This is a genomic window from Thermomonas sp. HDW16, assembly GCF_011302915.1.
GTDB lineage: Bacteria > Pseudomonadota > Gammaproteobacteria > Xanthomonadales > Xanthomonadaceae > Thermomonas.
The window spans coordinates 1741020-1765269 of sequence record NZ_CP049872.1 but is presented as its reverse complement, the minus strand read 5'-3'; the positions used below and the strand labels follow the sequence as shown (position 1 = coordinate 1765269).

At 65.0% G+C, this 24250-nt stretch carries 25 protein-coding genes; 7 read left to right on the top strand and 18 right to left on the bottom strand.

Annotated features, from left to right (window positions below; translation table 11 throughout):
* Positions 1-19: 19 nt before the first annotated feature.
* The 11 genes from G7079_RS08225 to purB form a co-directional block, all read right to left on the bottom strand.
* The gene (locus G7079_RS08225) at positions 20-400 is read right to left on the bottom strand and encodes a response regulator (RefSeq protein ID WP_166056846.1); all 381 of its coding nucleotides are present in this window, start codon (positions 398-400) and stop codon (positions 20-22) included.
* An 82-nt stretch (positions 401-482) separates the two neighbouring features.
* On the bottom strand, positions 483-1475 hold the full coding sequence (locus G7079_RS08220; RefSeq protein WP_166056845.1) for a YhdH/YhfP family quinone oxidoreductase: 993 nt from the start codon (positions 1473-1475) through the stop codon (positions 483-485).
* Positions 1472-2083 (bottom strand): TIGR00730 family Rossman fold protein, encoded by a 612-nt coding sequence (locus tag G7079_RS08215; protein ID WP_166056844.1) that lies wholly within the window; start codon positions 2081-2083, stop codon positions 1472-1474. Before G7079_RS08215 ends, G7079_RS08220 begins: the two co-directional genes overlap by 4 nt.
* Positions 2080-3171 (bottom strand): ionic transporter y4hA, encoded by a 1092-nt coding sequence (locus G7079_RS08210; protein ID WP_166056843.1) that lies wholly within the window; start codon positions 3169-3171, stop codon positions 2080-2082. The genes G7079_RS08215 and G7079_RS08210 overlap by 4 nt, the downstream gene beginning before the upstream one ends.
* A gap of 91 nt (positions 3172-3262) precedes the next feature.
* Positions 3263-4693, bottom strand: a complete 1431-nt coding sequence (gene lpdA, locus G7079_RS08205; RefSeq protein ID WP_166056842.1) for a dihydrolipoyl dehydrogenase — start codon at positions 4691-4693, stop codon at positions 3263-3265.
* Between the two features lie 138 nt (positions 4694-4831).
* Positions 4832-6025: a dihydrolipoyllysine-residue succinyltransferase gene (gene sucB, locus G7079_RS08200; RefSeq protein ID WP_166056841.1), complete on the bottom strand. Its 1194-nt coding sequence runs from the start codon at positions 6023-6025 to the stop codon at positions 4832-4834.
* Between the two features lie 45 nt (positions 6026-6070).
* Positions 6071-8911 carry a 2-oxoglutarate dehydrogenase E1 component gene (locus G7079_RS08195; protein ID WP_166056840.1) on the bottom strand — a complete coding sequence of 947 codons (2841 nt, stop codon included), beginning with the start codon at positions 8909-8911 and terminating at the stop codon, positions 6071-6073.
* Between the two features lie 158 nt (positions 8912-9069).
* A complete protein-coding gene (locus G7079_RS08190) occupies positions 9070-9993 on the bottom strand; it encodes a GNAT family N-acetyltransferase (RefSeq protein ID WP_240906149.1) in 924 nt (307 codons plus the stop codon).
* Positions 9990-11171 (bottom strand): cupin domain-containing protein, encoded by a 1182-nt coding sequence (locus G7079_RS08185; RefSeq protein ID WP_166056839.1) that lies wholly within the window; start codon positions 11169-11171, stop codon positions 9990-9992. The genes G7079_RS08190 and G7079_RS08185 overlap by 4 nt, the downstream gene beginning before the upstream one ends.
* Entirely contained in the window at positions 11168-12079 is a 912-nt protein-coding gene (bla, locus tag G7079_RS08180) for a subclass B3 metallo-beta-lactamase (protein ID WP_166056838.1), read from the bottom strand. The genes G7079_RS08185 and bla overlap by 4 nt, the downstream gene beginning before the upstream one ends.
* 2 nt (positions 12080-12081) lie before the next feature.
* Positions 12082-13446 carry an adenylosuccinate lyase gene (purB, locus tag G7079_RS08175; protein ID WP_166056837.1) on the bottom strand — a complete coding sequence of 455 codons (1365 nt, stop codon included), beginning with the start codon at positions 13444-13446 and terminating at the stop codon, positions 12082-12084.
* 80 nt (positions 13447-13526) lie between these two features.
* Here purB and G7079_RS08170 point away from each other — a divergent pair, with 80 nt between their 5' ends.
* Positions 13527-14939 carry a class II fumarate hydratase gene (locus G7079_RS08170; RefSeq protein ID WP_166056836.1) on the top strand — a complete coding sequence of 471 codons (1413 nt, stop codon included), beginning with the start codon at positions 13527-13529 and terminating at the stop codon, positions 14937-14939.
* A 15-nt stretch (positions 14940-14954) separates the two neighbouring features.
* On the opposite strand, the gene G7079_RS08165 is transcribed toward G7079_RS08170, so the two are convergent.
* The 7 genes from G7079_RS08165 to G7079_RS08135 are packed head-to-tail and all read right to left on the bottom strand — an operon-like array spanning position 14955 to position 19390.
* On the bottom strand, positions 14955-15377 hold the full coding sequence (locus G7079_RS08165; RefSeq protein ID WP_166056835.1) for a hypothetical protein: 423 nt from the start codon (positions 15375-15377) through the stop codon (positions 14955-14957).
* Positions 15378-15391: 14 nt separating this feature from the next.
* Entirely contained in the window at positions 15392-16081 is a 690-nt protein-coding gene (locus tag G7079_RS08160) for a DUF2884 family protein (RefSeq protein WP_166056834.1), read from the bottom strand.
* A 16-nt stretch (positions 16082-16097) separates the two neighbouring features.
* Entirely contained in the window at positions 16098-16757 is a 660-nt protein-coding gene (locus G7079_RS08155; RefSeq protein ID WP_166056833.1) for a hypothetical protein, read from the bottom strand.
* A gap of 37 nt (positions 16758-16794) precedes the next feature.
* Positions 16795-17850 (bottom strand): hypothetical protein, encoded by a 1056-nt coding sequence (locus tag G7079_RS08150; protein ID WP_166057883.1) that lies wholly within the window; start codon positions 17848-17850, stop codon positions 16795-16797.
* 23 nt (positions 17851-17873) lie between these two features.
* Complete coding sequence (locus G7079_RS08145) at positions 17874-18752, bottom strand: ABC transporter ATP-binding protein (protein WP_166056832.1); 879 nt, start codon at positions 18750-18752, stop codon at positions 17874-17876.
* Positions 18749-19120 (bottom strand): GntR family transcriptional regulator, encoded by a 372-nt coding sequence (locus G7079_RS08140; RefSeq protein ID WP_166056831.1) that lies wholly within the window; start codon positions 19118-19120, stop codon positions 18749-18751. Before G7079_RS08140 ends, G7079_RS08145 begins: the two co-directional genes overlap by 4 nt.
* 3 nt (positions 19121-19123) lie before the next feature.
* Entirely contained in the window at positions 19124-19390 is a 267-nt protein-coding gene (locus tag G7079_RS08135) for a hypothetical protein (protein WP_166056830.1), read from the bottom strand.
* A gap of 129 nt (positions 19391-19519) precedes the next feature.
* Here G7079_RS08135 and G7079_RS08130 point away from each other — a divergent pair, with 129 nt between their 5' ends.
* The 6 genes from G7079_RS08130 to G7079_RS08105 all read left to right on the top strand — a co-directional run bounded on the left by G7079_RS08130 (position 19520) and on the right by G7079_RS08105 (position 24246).
* A complete protein-coding gene (locus tag G7079_RS08130) occupies positions 19520-20095 on the top strand; it encodes a glutathione peroxidase (RefSeq protein WP_166056829.1) in 576 nt (191 codons plus the stop codon).
* 92 nt (positions 20096-20187) lie between these two features.
* Positions 20188-21114 (top strand): FKBP-type peptidyl-prolyl cis-trans isomerase, encoded by a 927-nt coding sequence (locus tag G7079_RS08125; RefSeq protein WP_166056828.1) that lies wholly within the window; start codon positions 20188-20190, stop codon positions 21112-21114.
* Positions 21115-21163: 49 nt separating this feature from the next.
* A complete protein-coding gene (locus G7079_RS08120; RefSeq protein ID WP_166056827.1) occupies positions 21164-21946 on the top strand; it encodes an FKBP-type peptidyl-prolyl cis-trans isomerase in 783 nt (260 codons plus the stop codon).
* 79 nt (positions 21947-22025) lie between these two features.
* Positions 22026-23372 carry a UDP-glucose/GDP-mannose dehydrogenase family protein gene (locus G7079_RS08115; RefSeq protein ID WP_166056826.1) on the top strand — a complete coding sequence of 449 codons (1347 nt, stop codon included), beginning with the start codon at positions 22026-22028 and terminating at the stop codon, positions 23370-23372.
* Positions 23373-23375: 3 nt separating this feature from the next.
* On the top strand, positions 23376-23603 hold the full coding sequence (locus tag G7079_RS08110; protein ID WP_166056825.1) for a SlyX family protein: 228 nt from the start codon (positions 23376-23378) through the stop codon (positions 23601-23603).
* A 13-nt stretch (positions 23604-23616) separates the two neighbouring features.
* Positions 23617-24246 carry a DUF2058 family protein gene (locus G7079_RS08105; protein ID WP_166056824.1) on the top strand — a complete coding sequence of 210 codons (630 nt, stop codon included), beginning with the start codon at positions 23617-23619 and terminating at the stop codon, positions 24244-24246.
* Positions 24247-24250 lie beyond the last annotated feature (4 nt).

The following is a 24250-nucleotide window of genomic DNA, read 5'->3' as shown; positions in this document are numbered from 1 at the left end:
TGCGGCCAGGGAGTCAGGGTCAGGCGGCGCTGGTGCCGCCACTCAGGTACTGCGCAATCAGCTCCGACAATTCGGACTCGCTGAACGGCTTGGTGATATAGGCCTTCGCGCCCTGGCGCAGTCCCCACATACGATCCGTGTCCTGGTCCTTGGTGGTCACCAGGATCACCGGGATGTGCTTGGTGGTGGCTTCGCGGGTGATCGAACGGGTGGCCTGGAAACCATTTAGGTTCGGCATCACCACGTCCATCAGGATCAGGTCGGGGATTTCGCGCTTGGCGGCATCCACGCCGGCAGCGCCGTCCTCGGCGGTCAGTGCGTCGTGGCCGAGTTTTTCGACGATGCGGCGGATGCCCATCAGCTGGGAAGGCGAATCGTCGACGATCAGGATGCGTGCCATTTGGTTTCCCCGTGTATGCCAGCCGATTGTAGCGACCGACAGCATGCCCGCAAGCGGGTCGGGCGAGTTTTGCGAAGCAGGGTTAGAGGCGTACCACGCTGCGCCCCAGCGAACCGCCGGCCAACATCATGGTGAAGATCTCCGGCAGCCCTTCCAGCGTGGCTTCGCGCGTGCAGATCGCGTCCAGGTTGGACGGCTTCCAATTGCTGGCCAGCCGCCGCCACACCTCGTCGCGGATGTCGCGCGCGGTGCCGGCCGACGCCACGCCCAGCAAGGACACGCCACGGATGATGAAGGGCATCACCGTGGCGTTCAGTTCGGCCGATGCCGCAAGCCCTGCCGTGGCCACGTTGCCGTAAGGCGCGGTCTGCGCCAGCAGGCTGGCCAGGATCGACCCGCCGACGTTGTCCAGGCCGCCGCCGAAGCGCGCGGTCGCCATCGGTGCGGCGGTGGAAAGCGCATCGCGGCCCAGCACTTCGCTGGCACCCAGCGACTTGAGGTAATCCGCGTGCTCGGGCTTGCCGCTGACCGCATGCACTGCGAAACCGGCCTTGTGGAAGATCGCGACCGCCAATGAACCCACGCCGCCGGTTGCGCCGGTCACAACAAGCGGGCCCAGGTCGGGCGTCTGCCGGTTCTCGCTCATGCGCAACAGCGCGAGTGCTGCGGTGAAGCCGGCCGTGCCCAGGATCATCGATTCACGCAATGACAGCCCGGCGGGCAGGGCGACTACCCACTTCGATTCCAGCCGCGCGTACTCGCCGTAGCCGCCATCGCGGGTTTCCGACAGGCCGCTGCCGGTGACCAGCACCGCATCGCCTTCCTTGAACGCGGGATCGGTCGAAGCCACGACGTGGCCGGCGACATCGATGCCGCCCACCAGTGGAAACTGGCGCAGGATCTTGCCTTGGCCGGTGCCGGCAAGCGCATCCTTGTAGTTCACCGAGGAATACGCGGTCTTGATGACCACCTCGCCTGGGTTCAAGTCGTCCAGCGAAATCGTTTCGATCCCGCTGCGATAGCCATCGGCATCGTTGTGGATGCGGAAAGCGCGAAATTGATCGGGAACGCTCACATGTCCCCCGGCGTCAGGTTCAACTGGCTGCGGCGTTTTTCGTCCATCCACTTGTCCGCTTGCGCCGGTTGATACGCGCGCATCCAGCCGAGCAGGGTGTCGATGTCGTGGCCGTGCCACATGTCGTCGCGTTGTTCCGGGTGCAGGAAACGTTGCGCGACCATGGTGTCCAGCATCGCCATCAGCGGCTGCCAGAAATCGCCCACGTCCAGAAATGCGCAAGGCTTCTTGCCCAGGCCGAGCTGGCGCCAGGTCAGCATCTCGAACATCTCGTCCAGTGTGCCGAAACCGCCGGGCAGGGCGACGAAGCCGTCGGCCAGTTCGAACATCTGCGCCTTGCGCGTGTGCATGGAATCCACCACTTCGAGCCGGGTCACGCCCTTGTGCGCGACTTCCCAATCGACCAGCTGCTGCGGGATCACGCCGATCACCTCGCCGCCGCCCGCGAGCACGGCATCGGCGACGATGCCCATCAGCCCGACATTGCCGCCGCCATAAACCAGTGCGATGCCGTCCGCGGCGAAGCGCGCGCCGAGTGCTCTCGCCTGTGCCGCGTAGGCGGGATCGATGCCGGCATTGGAGCCGCAATAGACGCAAATTGTCTTCATGGGACGAAGCTCAGGAAAAGGTAGGCGCCCAGCAGCACGACGTGGACGATGCCGATTTGCAGGTTGGTGCGTCCTGTCCGCAGCGAAATCGACGACACGAACAAGGTCAGCAACAGCAGGACCGTGGACTTGTCATCCAGCCCCAGGGCGAGCGGCCATCCCATCACCAGTGCCACCACGGTCACGGTGGGAATCGTCAGGCCGATGCTCGCGATGGCCGAACCCATGGCCAGGTTGAGGCTGGTCTGCACGCGATTGCCGATCGCGGCGCGTACCGCCGCAACGCCCTCCGGCAGCAAGACGATGGCGGCGATGATGATGCCGACCACCGCCCGCGGCGCGCCGAAGCGCTCCAGCGCCGCTTCCATGGCGGGCGCCAGCAGCTTCGCGCTCAACACCACCGCCACCAGCGCGATCAGCAACAGGGCGACGCTGGCCAGCGTCTCCTTGCCGGTAGGTGGGGCCACGTGGTCGTCGGTAGCGGCATCGCCGTCATCGACCGGCAGGAAATAGTCGCGATGGCGCACCGTCTGGAACAGGGTGAACGCGCCGAACAGGATCAGGGTCACCACCGCGATGAAGGTCAGCTGGGTCGATGTGTAGGTCGGGCCACTACTGGTGGTGGTGTAGTTGGGCAGCACCAGGGTCAGGATGACGATGGCGCTGAGGGTCACCAGCGCGGCGGTCACGCCGTCGATCTGGTAGCGCTGGATGCGGTGCCGACGGCTGCCTGCAAGCAGGCTCAGGCCCACGATGCCGTTGAGGATCAACATCACGGCGGCGAACACGGTGTCGCGCGGTAGTCCGGCCGTCGCCGCACCGCCGCTCAGCATCATCGAGACGATCAGCGCCACCTCGATGGCAGTGACCGCGAGTGCCAACACCAGCGTGCCGTACGGTTCTCCCACCTTGTGCGCGATCACTTCGGCATGGTGGACGGCGGCGATCACGCTGCCGAACAGGCCGGCGACCAGCAATGCCTGCATCGCGGGAATGCCTGGTACCAGCACGGCCAGCAACAGCACCAGCATGCCCGCGATCGGTGCAATCACCGTCCATGGCGGGTTGTGTCGAATGACTTGGCTCATGCGTGGATTATGGCGGCATCGCAGGAATTGCACAGATCGCAAAGACGACAACGGCGCCCGCAGGCGCCGTTCGCATCGATCAAGGCGAACCTCAGTTCGCCTTGTGGATCGACCGCTTGCCGACCGCCATCGCCGCATCGTGCACGGCTTCGGACAGGCTGGGATGCGCGTGGCAGATACGCGCGAGGTCATCGGCGCTGCCGCTGAACTCCATCGCCAGCACGCCTTCGTGCACCAGTTCAGAGACGTTCGGGCCGACCAGGTGCATGCCCAGGATGCGATCGGTCTCGGCATCGGCCAGCACCTTGACGAAGCCGATCGGCTCGGCCATCGCCACCGCGCGCGCAACCGCCGCGAACGGGAAGCTGCCGGACTTGTAGGCGATGCCCTCGGCCTTCAGCTGTTCCTCGGTCTTGCCGACCCAGGCGATTTCCGGCTCGGTGTAGATCACCCACGGCACGGTATCGAGATTGACGTGGCCGGGCAGGCCAGCGATCAGTTCGGCCACCGCGATGCCTTCCTCGAAGCCCTTGTGGGCGAGCATCGGCCCGCGCACGCAGTCGCCGACCGCCCACACGCCATCCACGCCGGTGTGGCAATGCTCATCCACCTCGACCTGGCCGCGTTCGTTGAGCTTCACGCCGGTGCCATCTGCCAATAGCCCCTTGGTCGCGGCGCGGCGGCCCACGGAGACCAGCAGCTTGTCGACCACGAGTTCCTGCTCGGCACCCTTTTCATCGGTGTAGAAGACGTGCACGCCGTCCTTCTTCACCTCGGTGTTGCTGACCTTGCAGCCCAGCTTGATGTCCAGGCCCTGCTTCTTGAACTCGCGGGCGGCGACCTTGGCCACTTCCTTGTCGGCGGCGGCCAGGAAATCGGGCATGCCTTCGAGGATGGTGACGTCGGAGCCCAGGCGCTTCCACACGCTGCCCAGCTCCAGGCCGATCACGCCGGCACCGATCACGCCCAGGCGCTTCGGGATGGCTTCCAGGTCCAGCGCACCGACGTTGTCGATGATGTGTTCGCCGAACTTGGCGAACGGCAGTTCGATCGAGTCCGAACCCGCGGCGATGATCACATTGGTGCCGTGCAGTTCGACTTCGCTACCGTCGTGCTGCTTGACCTTGACGATGTTGCCCGGCTGCAGCTGGCCATAGCCGTAGAACGTGGCGATCTTGTTGGCCTTGAACAGCATGGCGACGCCGCCGGTGAATTGCTTCACGATGCCGTCCTTGCGCGCGACCATCGTCTTCACGTCGATCGCCGGCTTGCTGAAGCTGATGCCGTGCTGGTCGAAGATGTGGCCCATGTTCCAGAACTGGCGGCTGGAATCCAGCAGCGCCTTGGACGGCACGCAGCCCACGCGCAGGCAGGTGCCGCCGAGTGCCGGCTTGCCGTCCTTGCCCAGCCCGGCGTCGATGCAGGCGGTCTTCAGGCCCAGCTGCGCGGCGCGGATGGCGGCGTGGTAACCGGCCGGGCCGGCACCGATGACGACGACATCGAAATTCTGTACTTCGCTCATGTGCGTTTCCTGCTTGTCCCTTTTCCCGCTGGCGGGAGAAGGTGGCGCAACGCGCCGGATGAGGGTGGCGGGATGCGGCGCGGCGAACGTGCCCTCACCCCAGCCCTCTCCCGCACGCGGGAGAGGGAGCGAAACGGATCACATGCCCAGCAGCATGCGGCTCGGGTTTTCGAGCTGGTTCTTGATGTCGACCAGGAACAGCACCGCGTCCTTGCCGTCGATGATGCGGTGGTCGTAGGAGAGCGCGATGTACATCATCGGCGCGGCGATCACCTGGCCGTTCTCGACGATGGCGCGTTCCTTGATCGCGTGCATGCCCAGGATCGCGCTCTGCGGCGGATTGACGATCGGCGTGGACATCAGCGAACCGAAGGTGCCGCCGTTGGTGATGGTGAAGGTGCCGCCCTGCAGGTCGTCCAGGCCGAGCTTTCCGTCACGTGCCTTCTTCGCGTACTCGGCGATCTGGCCCTCGATGTCGGCGAAGCCCATGCGCTCGACATTGCGCAGCACCGGCGTGACCAGGCCCTTGTCGGTGGACACCGCAATCGAGATGTCGGCATAGCCGTGGTAGATCACGTCGTTGCCGTCGACCGAGGCGTTGACGATCGGGTGGCGCTGCAGCGCATTCGCGGCAGCCTTGGCGAAGAAACTCATGAAGCCGAGCTTGATGCCGTTGGCCTTCTCGAAGGCTTCGCCCAGCTCCTTGCGCATGGCCATCACCTTGCCCAGGTTGACTTCGTTGAACGAGGTCAGCATGGCGATGGAATTCTTCGACTGCATCAGGCGTTCGGCGATGCGGGTGCGCATGCGGGTCATCGGCACGCGTTCTTCCGGACGCGCGCCGCCGCCGACGCCGGCGGTCTTGCCGCTGGCGTAGTTGACGATGTCTTCCTTGGTGACCATGCCGCGACGACCGGTGCCGGCCACGTCGGCGGGATCCACGCCGCTGGTGGCGGCCGCGAAACGCGCACCCGGCGGCAGTTCGCCGGCGACAGCGGCCGGTGCCGGGGCGGCGGCCTTGGCCGGTGCCGGGGCCACCGGTGCGGCAGCGGCAGGCGCCGGCGCTGCTGCAGCGGCCGGAGCAGCGGCAACCGCGCCTTCCTCGATCACCGCAATGACCTGCTGGCTGGTGACCGTCGCGCCTTCGGCGAACTTGATCTCCTTCAGCACGCCATCGACCGGCGAGGGCACTTCCAGCACCACCTTGTCGGTTTCCAGGTCAAGCAGGTTCTCGTCGCGCTTGACCGCGTCGCCGGCCTTCTTGTGCCAGCTGGCGATGGTGGCGTCGGAAACGGATTCCGGGAGAACCGGGACTTTGACTTCGATGGCCATGAGGGCGTCCTGTCGGGAATGCAAAAAATGGAGCAGTGAAGGGGATCAGTCGACGACGATGTCGCCGGCAATGGGATTGACCAGCGCATCGGCGACCAGCGCGTTCTGCTCCTGCACGTGCTCGGCCAGGTGGCCGGCGGCGGGCGAGGGCGAACGGGCGCGGCCGGCATAGCTGAGCGACTGCTTCGGCTGCAGGCAGGCGCGCAGGTGGTGCTGGATCTGGTACCACGCGCCCTGGTTCTGCGGCTCTTCCTGGCACCAGACGACTTCAGTGGCGGCGGCGAAACGCTTGAGTTCGGCGACCAGTTCCGGACGCGGGAACGGATACAGCTGTTCGACGCGGACGATGGCGACATCGGTGACGCCTTGCTTCTGCGCTTCGTCGAGCAGGTCGTAATAGACCTTGCCGGAGCACAGCACCACGCGGCGCACCTTCTTCGCAGCCACGGTGGCGGTGCTGTCCGGGATAAGCCGCTGGAATTCGCCATTTGCCAGTTCGTCCAGGGTGGACACCGCCAGCTTGTGGCGCAGCAGCGACTTCGGCGTCATCACCACCAGCGGCTTGCGCGTGCTCATGCGCATCTGCCGGCGGATCATGTGGAAATCCTGCGCGGGCGTGGTCGGCGCGCAGACGATCATGTTGTCCAGCGCGCACAGCTGCAGGAAGCGCTCCAGGCGCGCGGAGCTGTGTTCCGGGCCTTGGCCTTCGTAACCGTGTGGCAGGAACAGCGAGAGCCCGCACAGGCGATCCCACTTGGCTTCGCCGGCGGCCAGGAACTGGTCGATGACGACCTGCGCGCCGTTGGCGAAATCGCCGAACTGCGCTTCCCAGATATCCAGGGTCATCGGATCGGCGGTGGAATAGCCGTATTCGAAGGCCATCACCGCTTCCTCGCTGAGCAGCGAGTCGATGATGGTGACGTCTTCCGGGTTCTTCACCAGTTCGCGCAGCGGCAGGTAATAGCTGTCGGTGGCCTGGTCGTGCAGGATCGCGTGGCGATGGAAGAACGTGCCGCGGCCGGAATCCTGGCCGACCAGGCGCATCCGATAGCCTTCCTTCACCAGCGTGGCGTAGGCCAGGTTCTCGGCGAAGCCCCAGTCGCCCGGTTGCTCGCCGGCGGCCATCTTGCGGCGGTCGTCGTAGATCTTGGCCACGCGCGGGTGCAGGGTGACCGTGTCCGGGATGGTGTTGATCTGCTTGGCCAGCGCATCCAGTGTCTTGCGCGGCACCTTGGTGTCGACCGGGTCGGACAACTTGCCGGCCAGGTACTTCGACCAGTCCACGGTGAATTCGTCCGCCTTCACCTTCACCACCTCGGTGGTGACTTCGCCGGCATCCAGCTTGTTGCGGTAGCCGTCGACCAACGCCTGTGCATCGGCTTCGGCGATGGTGGTTTCCGCTGCGAGCTGCGCGGCGTACAGCTCGCGCGTGGTCTTCATCGAACGGATTTTCTTGTACATCACCGGCTGGGTCGCCGCCGGCTCGTCGGCTTCGTTATGGCCGTGGCGGCGGTAGCAGACCAGGTCGATGACCACGTCCTTGCCGAAGCGCTGGCGGAAGTCGTAGGCCATCTCGGCCACGAAGGCCACCGCTTCCGGGTCGTCGCCATTCACGTGCAGGATCGGCGCACCGATCATCTTCGCCACGTCGGTGCAGTACAGGGTCGAGCGCGCGTCTTCGGCGGCGCTGGTGGTGAAGCCGACCTGGTTGTTGATCACGATGTGGACGGTGCCGCCGACGCGGAAGCCGCGTGCCTGCGACATCTGGAACAGTTCCATCACAACGCCCTGGCCGGCGAACGCGGCGTCGCCGTGCAGCAGGATCGGGATGACCTGCTTGCGCTGCTCGTCGCCACGGCGCTGCTGGCGCGAACGCACGCTGCCTGCGACCACCGGATCGACGATCTCAAGGTGCGACGGATTGAATGCCAACGCCAGGTGCACCGGGCCGCCGGGCGTGGCGATGTCGGCGGAGAAGCCCATGTGGTACTTCACATCGCCGGTGTGCGCGTGATCGCCTTCGCGGGCGTGCTCGAACTTGCCTTCGAATTCGTCGAACAGCTTGCGCGGCGGCTTGCCCAGGGTGTTGACCAGCACATTGAGGCGGCCGCGGTGGGCCATGCCGATCACCATGTCCTTGACGCCGTCGCCGCCGGCGCGCTGGATCATCACGTCCAGCAGCGGGATCAGGCTGTCGCCGCCTTCCAGCGAGAAGCGCTTCTGGCCGACATACTTGGTGTGCAGGTAACGCTCCAGTCCTTCGGCGGCGGTCAACCGTTCGAGAATGCGCTTCTTGTCTTGGGCGGTGCGCCGATAGTTGCCGGCGGCGGCTTCCAGGTGCTCGTACATCCAGCGGCGCTGCTCGGCGTCGGTGATGTGCATGAACTCGGCACCGACGCTGCCGGCATAGGTCGCCTTGAGCAGGGTGAGCAATTCGCCCAGCTTCATGCGATCGCGGCCGGCCACGCCGCCGGTGCTGAACTCGCTGCCGGCATCGCTTTCGGACAGGCGGTGAAAACCCAGCGCCAGGTCCGGTGCATCCGGCTTCACGGTCATGCCCAGTGGGTCGAGGTTGGCGGCCAGGTGGCCGCGCGAGCGATAGGCGGTGATCAGCTTGCCGACCGAGCGTTCGCGTTCATCGCCGGGACCGCCGCTGGCGACCACGCCGCGCGCGGCCTGCTTGCCGGCTTCGGCGATCTGGTCGATCACCACCGAATGCGGCACGTCGCCGGCTTCGCGGCCCTTCAGACCATCGAAATACTGCTTCCACTTCGGGCCGACGCTGTCGGGCGCGACCAGGTATTGCTCGTACAGGTCTTCGATATAGGCGCCGTTCGCGCCGAGTTGCGAGGACTGGGCGAACTGCTTCAGGAGACTGTCTACCATGGCGTCGTGGGCGACCTGGAGATAAGTGGTTGATCCGGATGGAAATTACTTTCCAGCCAGTGCCCGCTGAATGGGCGGGCGAAAGAGTCGGAATTATAGCCGCAGGCGGTTGCGCGCTGCATCACGTCCATTCGCCGGACGTTTATGGAAAAGCGGGTTCAGATTCCCAGTGCACGGTACTCGCTGACCGGACGCGATCGCTCCCAGGCATCGTCGAAGCCCGAGCGCAGTTGCCGCACACGCGCCGGCGCATGGCGTTCCGCCTCGCCTTCGATGCGCTGGCCGAGGTTGCGCAGGTAATAGCCGCCACCGTCGGCGGCGATGAACGCGGCCGGGTCGTTGCGATCCACCGGATCGACCAGTTCGCGGAATTGGAAAATGCTGGACAGGCGTTGTGCCAGCGCCAGCAGCGGCGCATGCGCGCGTTGCGGGGCGGCGGCCTCGTGCAGGAGCACACAGACCTCATTGCCGCGTCCGCCGGTGGCGAAGTGGCGCAAGGCTTGCAACACGCCGGCATCGGCATACAGCCAGGATTCCAGGTCGAAGCTGCGGATCCAGACCTTGCGGCGGGCACCGTCGATGGCGCGGATGGCCGACTTGATGGCGGCTTCACGCGTGTCGATGCGTTGCGGCCCGGACAAGGTGCGCGACATCGTCTGGTGCTCGATGCCGGCTTCCATGAAGCGTTCGCCCTCGGGCCGGAAGCCGTGGCGGTCGTAGAAGCCGATCGCCGATGCCTGCGAATTCAGCCGCACCTCCGGCCAGCCGCGCTTGCGGGCTTCTTCGACCAGCGCCTGCAGCAGGGCGTCGCCAACTCCACGGCCGCGCCACGGCGCGCGTACCGCCATGCGGCCGATATGGCGCTCCGGGGTGAGCCGTGCGGTACCGATGGGCGTGCCGTCGAGCAGACGGGCGAGGGCGTGCGTACACAGCGGGTCGAGCGCGTCATGTTCGAGTTCGACCGGCACGCCCTGTTCACCGACGAAGACCTCGTCGCGTACCGCGCGCAGTTCCGCCAGCGCAGTGGTGAAATCCACCAGCTGCACGCGAAACGGTTGCAACGCGGGATCGTCGCGGCTCACTCGTCCTCGTCGGGCAGCGACAAGCGATAGTGGCCGGCATCGAGCAGTTCGAACACGGCATCGCGTCCGGCTTGGCTCAGGCCGTCGTACAACGCGCCGTCCACCGCTTCGGCAGCGGCCAGCCGTTGCGCGTCGCGCACGGGCAGCGCGAGCATGCGGCCGCCGACATACAAACGTGCACCCTTGGCAGCCTTGCGCCAGGCCATGCGCGACCACGGGTGGCGTTGCAGGGCCGCGCCATGCGCCAGGTCCCATTCGATCTCGATGCGTGGCCGTTGCGCTTCGCCGGCGGCCGGTTCCACCGCACTGCGATAGGTGGTGATGAAGCTGCCGAACCAATCGCCGAGCTTGTCCGCATCGTTCATGCGCAGCAGGTTCAGCGCTTCCACCACGCGCGCCATCGCGGCGGCGTCGATTTCGTTCGTGTCCTTCGCCGGGGTGAGGTCGGCGTCGCCGAAGCGCAATTCCTCCGGCGCATCGGCGGCCAGGGTGTCGACGAAATCGCCCAGCAGTTCCGCCGCACTCGGTGCACGCATGCCCAGCGAGAACGTCAGGCAGGCATCGACCGCCACGCCGTTGTGCGGCACGCCGGGCGGCAGGTAGAGCATGTCGCCAGGTTCCAGCACCCAATCGTGGCTGGGAGTGAATTCGCGCAGTAGCTTGAGCTCGACATCGTCGCGGAAGCCGAGCGGCGGATGCTTGCCAGCGTCGATCTGCCAGCGCCGCTTGCCCTGCGCCTGCAGCAGGAACACGTCGTACTGATCCACGTGCGCGCCCACCGAACCGCCGGTCGCGGCGAAGCTGATCATGATGTCGTCGATCCGCCAGCGTGGCAGGAAGCTGAAACTGGCCAGCAGGGCGCGGATGTCCGCATCCCATTTGTCCATGTCCTGCACCAGCAATGTCCAGTCGTGGTCGGGCATACCGGGGAAGTCGTTCTCGGCGAACGGCCCGTGGCGCACGCGCCAGCCGTCGTTGGCGCGGTCGTGTTCGATCAACCGCGCCAGCACGCCGTCCTCGCAGGCCAACCCGGCCAGGTCTTCCGGCTGCACCGGCGAGACGAAGCCGGGGAAGGCATTGCGGATCAGCAGCGGCTTCTTCTGCCAATACTCGGCAAGGAATTTTTTCGGCGACATGCCCAGCGGGTGCGGGCCGTTGCCGGCATCGATCTCGATCATGGAAGTTCTCCGGCGGCTTCCTTGGCCAATCGTGTCTCGAGGTTCGCAAGGCCTTGCGCGGCGTACGCCTTGCAGGCACCGGCATCGACCAACGGTCGCTTGCCGTCCAGGCGCTGCAACAGGTCGCTCGATTGCACATGCGTGGTGATCAGGATGTCGCAAGGCTGCGCCGCGATCAGCGCCATGCTGCGGCGGAAGGCCGCGACGTGTTCGGGATGGTCGCTGTAACGGAATGTCTTGTCGGAAATCGCGCTGTTGCTGTCGGGAAACACGATGTCGCGACAGGTCGTGCCCTCGCAACTGCGCCACGCCCAGCCGGAACCGCCGGCGGTGTGGCCGGTATTCGGCAGGTGATGCATCCGCAACGTACCCAGCGTCACCTCGTCGCCATCGACCAGTACGCCTACGTTGGCGACCGGCGGGAACGATTCGATGGTTTCGAATTGCGGATCGCGGCGGTCGCTGCGGCCCGTCTTCAATGCGTCGGCTGCCGCCGTGCGTGCAAGGACTCTTGCGCCGCTGTCGCGTTGCAGCTGGGCAACGCCACCGACATGATCGTTGTGCTCGTGGGTGACCAGGATGGTCTTGATGTCTTCGACGCGGAAACCGGCGGCGCGAATATTGGCCTCGATGGAAGGCGCAGCTTGTTCCGTCGCCGCATCGATCAGGATGTGGCCCTCGGGCGAGGTGATCAGGATCGCGCTGATCGAACAGGTGCCGACGAACCAGGTAGTGCCGAACACCTTCCGCGGTGAAGTCGGATCGCTCCAGCTGGCGTCTTCGGCGCAGGCGGTTGGCGCGATGGTTGCAAGTGTCGCGACAGTTGCGGTGTCGATGGACTTCGGCGCGGCGCAGGCCACCAGCATGCCGCAGGCTGCGAGCAGCGGGATCGAGGCGCGAAGCCGCATGCTCAGATCTCCCGCGCCAGCTGCTCGGCCAGTCCGGTGTAGCTCCCCGGCGTCATCGCGAGCAAGCGCTGCTTGTCGGCGGCAGGAAGATCGAGCGTTGCGATGAATTCGCGCATCGAGGCTTCGGTGATGCCCTGGCCTCGCGTCAGCGCCTTCAGCTGTTCGTACGGATTCGGCAGACCATGGCGGCGCATGACGGTCTGCACGGCTTCGGCCAGCACTTCCCAGCTGGCATCGAGGTCGGCAGCCAGGCGTTCCGGATTCACGCTCAACTTGTTCAAGCCGCGCTGCAGGGCATCGAAGCCGATCAGCATGTGGCCGAAGGCGGTGCCGAGTGCGCGCAGCACGGTGGAGTCGGTGAGGTCGCGCTGCCAGCGGCTGACCGGCAGCTTGATCGAGAAATGCTCGAACAACGCGCTGGCGATGCCGAAGTTGCCTTCCGCGTTCTCGAAATCGATCGGGTTGACCTTGTGCGGCATGGTGCTGCTGCCCACTTCACCGGCCTTCACCGCCTGCTTGAAATAGCCCTGCGAGATGTAGCCCCAGATGTCGCGGCACAGATCGATCGCGATGGTGTCGATGCGCTTGGACACGTCGCACAGTTCGGCGACGCCGTCATGCGGCTCGATCTGCGTCGTGTACGGTTGCCAATCCAGGCCCAGCGATTCGACGAAGTGCTTGGAGAACACCGGCCAGTCGATGTCCGGGTAGGAAGCGACATGCGCGTTGTAGTTGCCCACCGCGCCATTGATCTTGCCCGGCATCGGCAGGCCGGCCAGCACTTCGCCTTGGCGCTGCAGTCGGGCGACCACGTTCGCCAGTTCCTTGCCCACCGTGGTCGGCGAGGCGGTCTGGCCGTGGGTGCGCGAGAGCATCGGCAACGCTGCATAGTCGTGCGCCATCGCGCGCAGCTTCTGGATCAGCGCGTCCAGCTTCGGCAGCAGCACCGAAAGCCGCGCTTCGTTGAGCATCAGCGCGTAGCTGAGGTTGTTGATGTCCTCGCTGGTGCAGGCGAAATGCACGAATTCCAGCGCCGGGCCGAGTTCGGCATCGTCCTTCAGGCGTTCCTTGATCAGGTATTCGACCGCCTTGACGTCGTGGTTGGTGGTGGCCTCGATGGCCTTCACCCGCGCGGCGTCCTCGACCGAGAAGCCGTCGGCCAGCGCACGCAGGCGCGCGGCGGCGGCCTCGGAGAACGACTTCAGTTCGACGATGCCGGGATCGTTGGCGAGTGCGAGCAACCATTCCACCTCCACCTTGACGCGCGCCTTGATCAGGCCGTACTCGGAGAAGATCGGGCGCAGGGCATCGACCTTGCCGGCATAGCGGCCATCGAGCGGGGACAGGGCGGTGAGGGCGTCGGACATGGCGACCAGGGCAGGCGGTGGGGACACCAATTCTAAACCGTGGCGGGTATAAGCTCCCGACAAAGCGCAAGGAGCGGACGATGGCGAAGCGTGGCGGGTTCCGGGTCGAACACGACAGCATGGGCGAACTGAAGGTGCCGGCCGACGCGCTGTGGGGCGCGCAGACCCAGCGGGCGCTGGACAATTTCCATCTCTCCGGGCGGCCGATGCCGGGGGCCTTCGTGCGTGCGCTGGCGCTGGTCAAGGCCGCTGCCGCGGTGGTGAACGGCCACTTGGGGCTGTTGGATCGCGCACGCGCCGATGCCGTCATGGAAGCTGCTACCGCGATTGCCGGCGGTGCGCATGCCGATCAGTTTCCGATCGACCGCTACCAGACCGGTTCCGGCACCTCCAGCAACATGAATGCCAACGAGGTGATCGCGCACGTGGCCGCGCGTGCCTCGAAGCTGTCGATCCACCCCAACGACCACGTCAACCTCGGCCAGAGCAGCAACGACGTGATCCCGACTTCTCTGCGGGTAATGGCGGTGCTTGGTGCGAAAGGCGAGCTGCTGCCGGCGCTGACCCATCTGCGCAAGACCATCGACAAGCGTGCCAAAGCCATCGGCAAGACCGTCAAGACCGGCCGCACGCATCTGATGGACGCGATGCCGCTCACCTTCGCCCAGGAATTCGGTGCGTGGTCGGCGCAATTGGCGTCCGCGCAGGCGCGAATCGAAGACAGCCTCAAGCGCGTGCGACGCTTGCCCATTGGCGGTACCGCCATTGGCACCGGGATCAATGCGCATCCGAAGTTCGGCGCACGCATGGCCAAGGCGCTATCGACTGCCAGCGGCGCGAAGTTCGAATCGGCAGCGGACAAGTTCGAGGGGCTGGCCGCACAGGACGATCTGGTCGAACTGTCGGGCCAGTTGAACGCGCTGGCCGTGGCACTGATGAAGATCGGCAATGACCTGCGCTGGATGAATTCCGGCCCGCTGGCTGGGCTGGGCGAAATCGAATTGCCTGCGCTGCAGCCGGGCAGCTCGATCATGCCGGGCAAGGTCAATCCGGTGATTCCCGAAGCGCTGTGCATGGTCTGTGCGCAGGTGATGGGCCTGCATCAGGCGATCTCGATTGCCGGGCAGAGCGGCAATTTCCAGCTCAACGTGATGCTGCCGTTGATCGCCTGCGATATCGACGAGGCCATCGACCTGTTGTCGAACGCGATGATCGCTCTGGCCGACAAGGCGATTGCCGGCGTGCAAGTGCGTAAGGCGCGCGTGGCCGAAGCGCTGGACCGCAACCCGATCCTGGTCACCGCGCTGAATCCGGTGATCGGCTACGAGAAGGCCGCGAAGATCGCCAAGCGCGCGTATGCGGAGAATCGCCCCGTCTTCGAGATCGCGCTGGAAGACAGCGGCCTGCCGGAAAAAACGCTGCGCCGCTTGCTGGATCCGGCCGAATTGACGAAAGGCGGGATCAAGGGCGGCGCTGGCGGGGGAAGCGGTTGAGGGAAGCGGCCGGCGTCAATCGCGCGGCGGCCACTCCCCGGGGACGTTCATGCCGCCCAGGAAGGCCAGCGCGCCATTGCAGGTCTTCGCTTTCTGCTCTGCGGTGCCGGTGTCCAGCACGCCCAGACGTTTGGCGATGGTGCGTTCGCGGTAGCCGCGCAGGGTGTCGTCCGGGCCGAGTTCGGCGAGCGTGAGCATGCGCCCGCGCTCGATCTGGTCCTGGTGCGTGTTCACGTAACGAAAGTACAGCGGCGCGGCTTTCTGCAGGTAGCCTGTGCCGGCCAGTTCGCATTTTTCGAACAGGGCCGGCATGGCGAACGTGGCGACGAAGGCGACGTGATCCTGGAACGCCAGGTTGAGCGTGGGGTCGTCCGCTGCCTGCGCGGAAGCGGTCGCCGCCAAGGCAGTGGCCAGGACGAGGGTTGCGGGCAGTTTCATCGCCATGCTCCGAGTCAGCTGCTGGTCACGGCAACGCCGTTGTTCTTGCCCTTCTTGCCGCAGTCCTCGATGTCGGCCTGGGTCATGTTCGCATAGGGCTTGAACGCCGGCAGCGCGGCCGCCAGCGCCTGTTGCTGCGACAGCATGGCGGGCAGGTAGGCGCACAGCTTCACCGCTTCGGCCTCGATCTTGTTGCCCTGCGCCTGCATGCGCTGCTCGAATTCCTTTTCACTATCCTTGCCGCCGAAGATCGCGCCGACCGCGCCGCTCAGCGCTTCACCGGCGATGTCTGCGCCCTGCACGCCGATCGCCATGCCGGCTTCGGCAATCCCCGTGATCTGCCCGCGATAGGTCAGCAGCTGCTGGCGCTGCTCGGCGGTGATCGCCACGGTCTTGCCTTCGATCAACAGGTCGCCCTGCGGGGTGATCTCGGCCTTCGGCAAACCTTCGTTGCGCTTGATCTCGTGGCCGTTGACGTTGATGTTGATGCCATCGCTGATGCTGATGTTCTGCGTGCGCAATTCCTCGCGCGCCTGGCTGATGGCCTTCTCCACCTGGCGACCAATGAAGCCCTTCGGCGAGTCCTGCATCGCCACCGGCGGAGCGGGGGCGGCGGGTGGCGCAGGCGGTGCCGGCGGCTCGCTGCAGGCCAGCAACGGGGCGCTGACGAACAGGGCAAGGGCGAGGCTGTGGATCTGCTTCATTGCGGTTTCTCCGGGATCAGCGCAAGGCGAATTCGTTGCGGACGTCTTTCTCGCAATCGGCGACGTCGTCCGCTTCGAGGGTGGCATACGGGCGGAACTGCGGCAGGCTCGACGCCAGGCTTTGTTGCGAGGCCCTCAGCGCCGGCAGTTGCCGGCAGATGCTACGCACCGCGGGTTCGATTTCCTGCTTGACGATGCGTTCGACGCGACGCTCCAGGCTACCGGTCATCGCGCCGAACATCAGGCCCATCAAGGAGCCATTGCCGATCGCATCCAGCGCGGCTTCCGCACTGCGCTGGCCGATGTCGATGCCGGTCTTGGCGACCTCGATCACCCGGCCGCGATAGACCAGCAGTTGCCGGCGCTGGCCAGCATCGATGGCCTGCTGCTTGCCCGCGATCAGGAAATCGCCCTGCGGGGTGATTTCCGCCTGCGGCAGATCCTTCGTGGTGCGCTTGGAATTGTTGCTGCCGAACTGCAGGCTGTTGTCCACACGCAGGTTTTCGGTCTCCAGTTCGCGCTTGGCCTTGGCCAGGTCGATGCGGACCTCCTTGCGTGCTTCGGCCATTTCCTGGCGGATTTCGCTGCCGATGCCGGTTGGCTTGTCCGTGGCCTGCGCGGTGAACAGCGGTGTGCAGGCGAGCAGGGCGATGCTGAGAATGCGGATGCGATTCATGGATTCATCCCTTCGAGTGTGGGTTGGAACGAGGGCCTCAGCCCTCGTCCCGCCAGCGGCGCAGGCGGATCGCGCCGTAGATCATCGCTGCGCCGGCCAGTGCGCCGATCCACAGCTGCGGGGTCAGCAGCACGGAGTAGGTGGTCTTCAGCGACAACAGCTGGTGGACCGACTCGATCTGGCGCGCGGCTTCGGAACTGGTGATGTGCGCGTTGTTGATGTCGACCACGTCGAACCAGGTGCCCGGCACCGCGCTGAGCAGGCCGCGGGCGACAATGTTCTGCCAGAACCAGCCGCTTTCCAGGTTGAACACGTTCATGATGTCGAACCAGCTGATGAAGATGCCGGCGAACACGGGCAGCATGATCGCCCACAGGAACGGCTTGCTCTTCGACCAGGCGGAACACAACAGCAACCAGCCGACTGTGGGCAGCGCCCACAGCGCGTACACCGGGATCGCGGCGATCATCGAGCCGGCCAGCTGCAGCGGGTTGCCCGGGCCCCAGACCAGCTCGATCGGGTTGCCGTTGTGCAGCAGCACGAAGGCACTGACCAGCAACAGGAAGCCGAACATGCACAGGATCGCCACGCCGATCGCGATCGCCGGCGCCACCAGCAGCGCGCTCGCGGCCTTGGACAGCACGGTGTCGCGGTCGGAGACCGGCAGCGACTTCCAGAACAACACGCTGCGATCCTTGCGCTCGTCGTACAGGCTGCCCAGGCAGTAGAAGAACACCACGAAGGCAAGCACGATCAGCGGCCACACCGAGGACATCACGGTGCTGATGTCGATGCCGCCGGCGAGTTTCTGCAGGTCGGTGGCGTCCATCTTCGACGTCAGCGCGCTGAGGTCGAGGCCGTTGATATTGACGTCGCCGTCGAAGCTCATCTTCCCGGAGGCCACCGCGCGGCGCGCGGCGACTTCGCCGACGATCAGCGCCATCAGGGTCAGTAGCAGCGAGATCGCGCCCGCCCAGATCGGCGCCCAGAAGAAGCCGCCCTTGTGCTCCCAGAATTCGCGCTTGAGCAGCAGCTTGAACTTGTGCGTGGCATGCGGGGCGGGGCGCGCCGCACGTGGGCGTTCCTCGTCCATCGTCATCACTTGAGCAGAGGTGTTCATGCGTAGGTTCCCTTCATGGTGGCGACGAACAGATCGGCCAGGCCCGGGTTGCGGGTTTCACCCAACTGGGCCAACTGGCCGGCATCGACGCCGTCGAACAGCATCACGGTCTTGCCGAACGGCAGGGCACGTTCATCGATGGGCTTCAGGCCGCGCGCGGCATCCAGCTTGTCCGCGTTGACCAGCACCTCGGTGTAGCGCTCGCCCACTGCATCCATCGGCGCATTGAGCACGATCTTGCCGTCGCGGATGAACATCACGTCGGTCAGGATGTGTTCGATCTCCTCGACCTGGTGGGTGGTGACCAGGATGGTTTTTTCCTCGTCGAAGTAGTCCTCCAGCAGGCGCTGGTAGAACTGCTTGCGGTAGAGGATGTCCAGGCCGAGGGTGGGTTCGTCCAGCACCAGCAGCTTGGCGTCGATCGCCATCACCAGCGCCAGGTGCAGCTGCACGATCATGCCCTTGGACATCTCGCGCACGCGCAGGTCCGGCTTGAGCTGGGTACCTTCGAGGAACCGCTTGCACTTGGCTTCGTCGAAGCGCGGATGCACGCCGGCGACGAACTCGATGGCTTCCTTCACCTTCATCCAGCGCGGCAGCACGGCCACGTCGGCGATGAAGCAGACGTCGTTCATCAGTTCATCGCGCTGGGTGCGTGGATCCTTGCCCAGCACCTTGAGGTCGCCGTCGAACGGGATCAGGCCAAGGATCGCCTTCAGCGCAGTGGTTTTCCCGGCGCCGTTGGGGCCGATCAGGCCCATGATGCGGCCGACCGGGATATCGAAATCGGTGCCGTTCAGCGCCAGCTTGTTCTTGTAGCCCTTGCGCAGGCCGCGGGCGCTGACCACGTTGTTGCTGGTCATGGACGCGCTCATTTGGCACCCCACTTGCCCTTCGGATCGAACAGTTCCTGTGGATCCAGACCCAGTCGCTGGATGCGTTCCAGCACCAGCGGCCATTCCTCGGTCAGGAAGCGGTCGCGCTCGCTGGTCTTCAAGCGAGCGGGTGCGCCTTCGGTCACGTACATGCCAAGTCCCCTGCGTTTTTCGACGAGTTGGTCGTCCGCGAGCTCCTGGTAGGCGCGCGAGACGGTGATTGGGTTGAGCTGGTATTCGGCCGCCACCTGGCGGACCGAAGGCAGCGCATCGCCGGGCTTGAGGACGCCGTCGAGCAGCATGGCCACGACGCGTTCCTTCAGCTGGCGGTAGATGGGAGCGCCATCGCTCCATTCGACTGCGGTCATGGCTCAGCCCCGGGGTGCGAAGGAAAAGAACGGCATCGCCACGGATTGCTGGCGAGCGCGGCGGACGTGCCGGCGTGGAGCGTCCTTGATGGCTTCGACCTCGCCATCGACGACTTCGGCGGCGACGGCATGATCGGCATCGAAGGAAGCCGCAGCCACGACGGTGGCTGGGGCAGGCGAGATTGCCGGTGAGGCGATCAGCAGGCCAAGTACGAACAAGCTGCTGCTTGCGATCATGGCCATGACGGTGTTGTGGAGCTTGCGGTTCATGGTGAACGTCCTGCTCTGGGTGTTCGGTGTTGTAGGGAACTATAACACTAGTTTTCGCCCCGTCAAGCACTGGCTACCCCAACTAAAGGCATACTCGCCGGCACAAGCTCCCATCGGCTGAAGAAATCCATGAATCACCCGCGCCGCCTGCTGTTTGCCTTGGCCTTGCTGTTCCCGCTGGCGGTAGTTGGCGCGAAGGGCGGGCTGCTGGATCGCAGTTTCCGGCCGCTGGCAGGGAAGACGCCGATCAACCTGCAGCAGGCTTACGCAGGCAAGGTGCTGCTGGTGGTCAATACCGCCAGCAAATGTGGTTTCACTCCGCAATTCGAGGGATTGGAAGCGCTGCAGGCCAAATACAAAGGCAAGGGTTTCGCCGTGTTGGGTTTCCCCTCGGGCGATTTCCGCGAGCAGGAATTCACCGATGAAAAGCAGATCCAGGAATTCTGCACGCTGACCTATGGGGTGAAATTCCCGATGTTCGAGAAGGTTCACGTCAAGGGTGATGAGGCCACGCCGTTGTACAAGGATTTGCTGGTCGCTACGGGTGAAGCGCCGAAGTGGAATTTCCACAAATACCTGATCGCCCGCGACGGACGCACCGTCACCAGTTTCGGTACCCGCACGAAACCCGATGACAAAGACTTGGTTGCCGCCATCGAAACCGCCTTGGCCGTACCGGCTCCCCCGGCGAAAACCGCGCGCTGAGCCAAGGATTGCCGTTGCCGCGGCGGCAGCCGACAATAGTGCGTTCAGCCGCAGCCGCCTAGGCTACGGTGGCAAAAACCCAGGAGCCCCTGATGTCCCTTTCCCCGAGCGCATCCCTGCGCGCCGTCTGCGTGTTGTTGATCGGTCTTTTCGCCGCCGGCGTCGTCAATGCGCAAACCGCCCCCGCCAGCGACCGCGACAAGGTCGGCTACATGATCGGCATGGATGTGGCACATTCGGTCGCCCCCGCGGTGCCGGACATGGACATGGCCGCGTTCCAGCACGCCATTGACAACGCCATGGCCAAAGGGAAACCGTTGCTAGACGAAGCGGCCAGCAAACAGGTCGGGCAGGCGCTGATAGCCAGCATCAATGCGCGCAAGAGCGGCAGCAAGCCTGCCACCGCCGTGGATCGCAGCAAGGTCGGCCTGCTGGTCGGTTCCGACATCGGTCGTTCGCTGGCCGAGATCAAGGGCGAATTCGACATGCCGATGTTCCTGGCCGGCTTCAAGGCCGCCTCCGATCCGGCCGGCAACCCGTTGCTCAGTCAAGCCGATGCCAATGCGATCCGCACCGCGTTCTCGGCGCGCCTGCAAGCCGCCAAACAAGCGGCGGCCTCGGCGCAATCGGAAGCCAACCTGAAGGCGGGTGAGGCGTTCCTGGCCAAGAACAAGACGGTCAAGGGCGTGTTCACCACCCCCAGCGGCCTGCAGTACATGGTGCTGCGCCAGGGCAATGGCCCGCGTGCCAAACCCGGCGAAAAGGTGCGGGTGAACTACGAAGGCAAACTGCTGGACGGCACCGTGTTCGACAGTTCCTACGAGCGCGGCCAGCCGGCCGAGTTCGGCCTGAACCAGGTCATCGCCGGCTGGACCGAAGGCGTGGGCCTGATGCCGACGGGCGGCAAGTACCGCTTCTGGATCCCCGCCAACCTTGCCTACGGTGAAAAGGGCATGGGCGGTGACATCCCTCCGAACTCTACCCTCACTTTCGATGTCGAACTGCTTGGCGTCCTGTAAGCAGGCGCAAATTCCCCCGCATTCCCACGCATCCCGGAGTCCCGAACCAATGAAGCCTGCCGTCCGTGCCACCGTCCTTGCCATCGCCACCATGCTTGTGCTTGGCGCCTGCGACAAGAACGCGCAGAAACCCGCCGATGCCGCCAAGCCTGCCGAAGCCGGCAAGGACGTCGCCGCCGACGGCAAGGCGACTTATCCGGGCCTGCCTACCGAGAAGGAGCAGATCAGCTACACGATCGGCATGGCGATGGGCAAGCAGCTCACCGAGATCAAGGATGAGGTGAACCTCGATACCGTGGTCAAGGCCATGCGCACGCAGATCGCGGGCGAGAAAGTGCTGCTGACCGAAGAGCAGGCCAAGACCATCTTCGATGGCTTCGGCCAGAAGATGCAGGCCAAGCAGATCGCCAAGATGATGGCGGACGCCAAGAACAACCTGGACAACGGCAACAAGTTCCTGGCTGAGAACGGCAAGAAGCCGGGCATCACCACCACCGCCTCCGGCCTGCAGTACCAGGTCGTGACCGCCGGCACCGGCGCCAAGCCGGGTGCCAAGGACGGGGTGAAGGTGCACTACAAGGGCACCTTGCTGGACGGCAAGACCTTCGACAGCTCCTATGACCGCGGCGAACCGGCGGTGATGCCGCTGGAAGGCGTGATCCCGGGCTGGCAGGAAGGCATCCAGCTGATGCCGGTGGGCTCCAAGTACAAGTTCTGGATCCCGGCCAAGCTGGCCTATGGCGAGCAGGCGCCGCCGATGATCGGCCCGAACCAGGTGCTGGTGTTCGAAGTCGAACTGCTGGACATCATCAAGCCGGGCGCGAAGAAGTAATCCGAGCGACACTGGCGGGGCGCATCCTTGCGGGTGCGCCCTTTGCTTTTGTCCCGCACTCCCTTCTGGAATCCATCGCATGCGCGTCTGCATCTTCGGCACCGGTTACGTCGGCCTGGTCACCGGCACCTGCCTGGCGGAAGTCGGCCATGACGTAGTCTGCGTCGACATCGACGCGGCCAAGGTCGAAGGCTTGAACAACGGGATCATCCCGATCTACGAGCCGGGCCTGACCCCGATGGTCAAGGCCAACCACGCCGCCGGCCGCCTGTGTTTCACCACCGATGCCGCTGCGGGCATTGCCCATGGCGACATCATCTTCATCGCGGTCGGCACCCCACCGGACGAGGATGGCAGCGCCGACCTGAAATACGTCCTTGCGGTCGCCCGCACCATCGGCCAGTTCGTGCAGGAACCCGCAGTGATCGTCGACAAATCCACCGTGCCGGTCGGTACCGCCGACAAAGTACGCGCGGCAATCGCCGAAGTGCTGGATAGGCGTGGCGCGAACATCGCGTTCGACGTGGTATCGAACCCCGAATTCCTGAAGGAAGGTGCGGCGGTCGAGGACTGCATGCGCCCGGATCGCATCGTGATCGGCGCCGACAACCCGGCCGCGGTCGAGAAGCTGAAGCGGCTGTACGCGCCGTTCAACCGCAACCACGACCGCATCGTCAGCATGGACGTGCGTTCCGCGGAACTGACCAAGTACGCCGCCAACGCGATGCTGGCGACCAAGATCAGCTTCATGAACGAGATCGCCAACATCGCCGAACAGGTCGGTGCAGACGTGGAAATGGTGCGCAAGGGCATCGGTTCGGACCCGCGCATCGGCTGGCATTTCATCTATCCGGGTGCTGGCTACGGCGGTTCCTGTTTCCCCAAGGACGTGCAGGCCTTGGCCAAGACCGCGCAACAGTACGGCGTGCAGCCGCGCCTGCTGGACGCGGTGGAAGCAGTGAACGATGCGCAGAAAGGCCACTTGTTCGAACTGATGGAACGCCATTACGGCAGTGCCGCCGGTCTGCGTGGCAAGACCATCGCGCTGTGGGGCTTGGCGTTCAAGCCGAATACCGATGACATGCGCGAAGCTTCCAGCCGCCGCCTGTTGCAGCAGCTATGGGAGGCCGGTGCCAAGGTGCAGGCTTACGATCCGGAGGCGATGGATGAAACCCGTCGCATCTTCGGCGAGCGCAGCAATTTCACCCTGTGTGATTCCGACAGCGACGCGCTGCGTGGTGCCGATGCACTGGTTGTGGTCACAGAATGGAAACAGTTCCGCAGCCCGGACTTCACGCGCCTGAAAGCCGCGCTGGCCGATGGCGTGGTGTTCGATGGTCGCAACCTTTATGAACCCGCCGATGTCGAAGCGGCGGGACTGGCGTATTACGGCATCGGCCGTGGTCGGTCGTTGCGGAAGAACTGAGCGATGAGCGACCTCGAACAACGCATGATCGACCTGGAAATGCGCATCGCCTTCCAGGAACAGGCGCTGCAGGAACTCAGCGACGCGCTGGCAGCCGCCCGCGACGGCGAAGCCCGCAACGCCTTGCTGTTGCATCGTGCGGTGGAAGAATTGCGACAATTGCGCAGCGCGATGGCCGCCAGCCCGATCACCGGCGATGCCGCCAGCGAACCGCCACCCCCGCATTACTGATCCACGCCATTCCATGATCAATTCCCTGAAAGACCAGTTGCTGGGGCTCGGCTTCAGTGCCCCCAAGCCGGAACCGCGCAAACCGCAGCCTTCGAGGCCAGGCGGACAGGGCGGCAAACCCGCGCATGTGCATGGCGCGAAAAAATCCGGCGGCAAGCCTGCGCAGGACGCGCGCAAGTCCGGCAACAGGCCTGCGCCGCACAAGCAGCGCTCTCGCGAGGACATCGACCTGGCCAAGGCCTATGCGATCCGCGCGCAGAAGGAAAAAGACGAGCGCATCGAGGCCGAACGGCTGAAGCAGGAAGAAGCCCGCCTGCGTCGCGAGGCCAAGGCGAAATTGAAGGATTTTCTGGTCGACAAGTCGTTGAATGCTGCCGAAGCCGACCACGTCCGCCACTTCGAGTACGGCGGCAAGATCAAGCGTATCCACGTCACTGCCGAACAGCTGAAAGCGCTCAACGCCGGTGAACTCGGCGTGGTACAGCAGGACGGCCGCTATCTATTGGTCAAAATTGATGTGCTGGCGCAGGCCGAGGCGATCTTCGCCCCCGCTGTTGCGCTCAAGGTCGACCCGGATGCGCCGACACAGGACGATCCGTATTCCGATCCGCAGTATCAGGTGCCGGACGATCTGGCCTGGTAGCCGT